This is a genomic window from Verrucomicrobiota bacterium, assembly GCA_037139415.1.
In the GTDB taxonomy this organism is placed as follows: domain Bacteria; phylum Verrucomicrobiota; class Verrucomicrobiia; order Limisphaerales; family Fontisphaeraceae; genus JBAXGN01.
The window spans coordinates 1-3632 of record JBAXGN010000330.1; the positions used below are offsets into that span (position 1 = coordinate 1).

The 3632-nt window shown below is 58.3% G+C and carries 1 protein-coding gene; it reads left to right on the forward strand.

Annotated elements, in window-relative coordinates; translation table 11 throughout:
- Positions 1-97 precede the first annotated feature (97 nt).
- Positions 98-3632, forward strand: a 3535-nt coding sequence (locus WCO56_29250; GenBank protein MEI7733688.1) for an autotransporter-associated beta strand repeat-containing protein, incomplete at its 3' end; no start/stop codon positions are given.

Sequence of the window (3632 nt, forward strand, 5' to 3'; positions counted from 1 at the left end):
GGCGACCGGGCCGTTCAAGTTCTACCGCATTGGCACCGCGTTGATGCCGTAATTCTGAAAGTGTTTATTTATTTAACCATCAGCAATTGGAACAACTATGAAATCCTCACGCAATAACAGTCATATTCGCATCCGCTTCGCGGCGCTCACCTTGGCACTATTTCAAGTCTTGGGTGCCAGAGTGCTGGAGGCCGGGACGACGAACACGATTGGCTCCACCACCCTGTCGTCCAGCTCACCCTTGAGCATCGCGGCGGGTAATGTGACCCAGTCTGCCGGCACGTTGTCAATGAATGCCAACTCTAGTGGCACCAGCATTTGTGTCACCGGTCCAGGGACATTACAACTGGTTTCGACGACCAACAACAGCACGACTTACCCGGACATTGATTTTTGCTCCAACGATACCCCCAACAGCACTCTTAACTACGGGTGTTCGATTACAGCGCCGGTGGACCTTGGTCCTCTGCAGCGTTATATTTGGGGCAGAACGGATCACAACGGCGTTGATAAATATGGATTGACCGCAGCGGACTGTATGTTCGGTGGGTCCATTAGTGGGTCGGGTGGATTAACTTTCATTGCCCAGGATTCCTATACGGGCAGCAATCCGATGGAAACACCTTTCTGTCTCAATGCCGCCAACAGTTTCACGGGCCCGATGGAGATCCAGCGCGGCTCGGTTTATCTCGGTGCCGTCGGCGCGTTTCCCGCCGGGAATGTGCTTCGGTTCAATGTGGCTTCCGGGAACAACGGCCGGTTTTTCCTCTACGGAAAAAATGCCGCCGTCTCGGATCTTTCCTCAACCGGAGCCGGTACCCCGCTGATTGCCAACGCAAACCGGAGTCCGGGCAACGTGGCCGCTGCGACCCTCACCATCACAGAGAACAACCCAGGGACTTTCTCCGGAAACATCACCAACTTCGTGGCGGAATACGTTGGTTCCGGTGGCAGCACAGTCCCAACGCTGAGCCTGGTCAAGACCGGTCCTGCGGCCCTGACCCTGAGCGGAATTTGCGGCTATACGGGAACGACGGCGGTCAACGGCGGCAAACTCTATATTAACAACAAATCCATCAATGGCGGCGGGGTGACCGTTGCCAATGGCGCGACGCTCGGTGGAAGCGGAGTGATCGTCGCGGCTGTCACGAATGCCAATGGTTCCTCCATTGAAGCCGGTGATGGCACCGGCTCCGGCACGCTGACGCTCAAGAGCCTGACGTTGGGCAGCGTCTCCACAGACACCTCGACACTGAATCTGACCCGCAACAGCACCCCGGCGATTATTGCCGTCACCAATAACAATGGTTTCGTCATCAATTCAGGCGCTGGCAAAGTCACCATCAACGTGGGGGGGGCCGCGCCAGCGGTTGGGCAGTACCCTTTGATTACCTATGCCGGTACGCTGGGTGGGACCGGTTTTAGTGCGTTCAAGCTCGGCACGCTACCGCCTCGCGTGGTTGCCAGTTTGGTCAATAATACGGCAAATCACTCGATTGACTTGAATGTGACGGCGGTGGATTTCCCGCGGTGGAGCGGCGCGTTGAGCACGGAATGGAGCGTCAACACGTTGGCCGCGCCAAAGAATTGGGTGCTGAACTCCGACGGCAGCACTCCGGTGGATTATCAGAACGGCGACACAGTTGCGTTTACCGACACGGCCACGGGAACGACCGTAGATGTGAGCGTGGCGGATGTGACCCCAGGTGGGGTGACGTTCAATAATTCCACGAAAAACTTTTCTCTGACGGGAACAAAAGCCATCACGGGAACGGCTGGTTTGACGAAGACCGGCACCGGCACGCTGACCATTCTCAACAGCAACACGTATGGCGGGGCGACCACCATCTCCGGTGGCACCGTGCAGGTGGGTAATGGCGGCACAACAGGGTCGCTGGGAACCGGCTCGGTAACCGACAACGGCGCGCTGGTTTTCAACCGCAGCGACGCCGTGTCGGTTTCGGGCCTTTCCGGCAATGGTAACCTGCAGCAGAACGGGTCTGGCACGTTGAGTATTCTTGGCAGTGATTCTCACACCGGTGGGACATTGATTTCCGCGGGCATTCTCCAAGTGGGCAACGGCGGCGCGGTGACCGCTTTTGGAAATGGGCCAATCACCAACAACAGCGCCCTGGTGTTCAACAGCAGCACGATCAGTGTTGCGGGTGTTATCAGTGGCTCCGGCTCGGTTACCAACGCCGCCGGCACGGTGACCTTGAACGCGGCCAATACCTACTCCGGCGGCACGACCGTGTCGGCAGGCTCGTTGGTGATTAACGACGGGTCGAACATTGGACGCGGCTTCTTGACGTTTAGCGGGGTGTCGCAACTGACCATCAACGGCACGAGCGCGGTGCTCACGAACAACATTGTGTTCGGCAATGTCAGCGGCAACATCACGCTGCTTACACCCAACAACAGTTCGACGATTTTTAACGGCACCTTGAGCGGGGGAGGTCCGAGCACCGTGTTATTTTTCCAAGGTGGTGCCACGAGCCAAAACACTGGCTCGCTGACACTCAATGGCACGAACACGCTGGCCGGAACGATTGATGTGGAGCGCGGGCCGTTGATTTTGGGCAATGCCTGCGCAGCGGGCACGGCTATTCTTTATCTCGACGACAACAACCCGCCGACCGGCGCGTTGCAGTTGGGCGGTTCGTTCACGATATCCAACAGCGTGAATCTTGTTTGGAACGCGGTGGAAAACATTGGGGTCGGTTCGGGAATCACTGGCGGTATCGCCGGCACGGTCTTTGGTGCGCAAGGATTGAATAAGGTCGGAGCCGGGACGCTCGTGCTCTCCGGCACGAACACCTACGCTGGCCCGACCGCCATCAGCGCTGGCACGCTGCAGATCGGCAATGGCGGGACTGCGGGAACTTTTGGTGGTGGCAGCGTGACGAACAACTCCGTACTCGTATTCAACCGGAGTGACGCCCTGACGGTGGCCAACGCCATTGGCGGCACCGGCGCGGTGATTCAAAACGGCACCGGCGCGGTCGCACTCACTGGTGTCAACACCTACGCGGGTCCGACCACGGTCAATGCCGGTAGCCTGGTGGTGAATGGTTCCCTGACGGCCAGCAGTGGAGTCACCGTGGTGAGCAACGCGACCTTGTCCGGTAGCGGCACGATTGCGAGTCCGATTAATCTCAGCGGCGCGCTTGCGCCCGGTGCTGGCGGTGTGGGTTCCTTGAGCACGGGTCCGCAAACCTGGAATGGGGGCGCGGCCTATTTCTGGGAAATCAGCAGCAAGACCGGCACGGCGGGTGTCAATTGGGATTTGCTTAATGTGACCGGCGGCATCAATCTCCAAGCCACGGAGACGAATCCCATCATCATCAAAATCCTCCCTACCGCGCAGATTGACTTCAGCAAGGACGCCGCGCGGTCCTTCACTTTGGCGACTTTGACCGGCACAGTCACCAACTTTAATCCTGCCGCATTCGTGTTTGACACGACTGCGTTCACCACGGACTTGGCGGGGGGTTACTTCTTCATGAGCACCAACGCGGGCGCGCTCGTGCTGAATTTCGTTAGCATTCAGCCGCCCGCGATTGCCTCGCTGGACATCTCCAGCACCAATGTGCTGGTGAACGGCATGGTGCGGATCGTGGTGCAGGCCACAG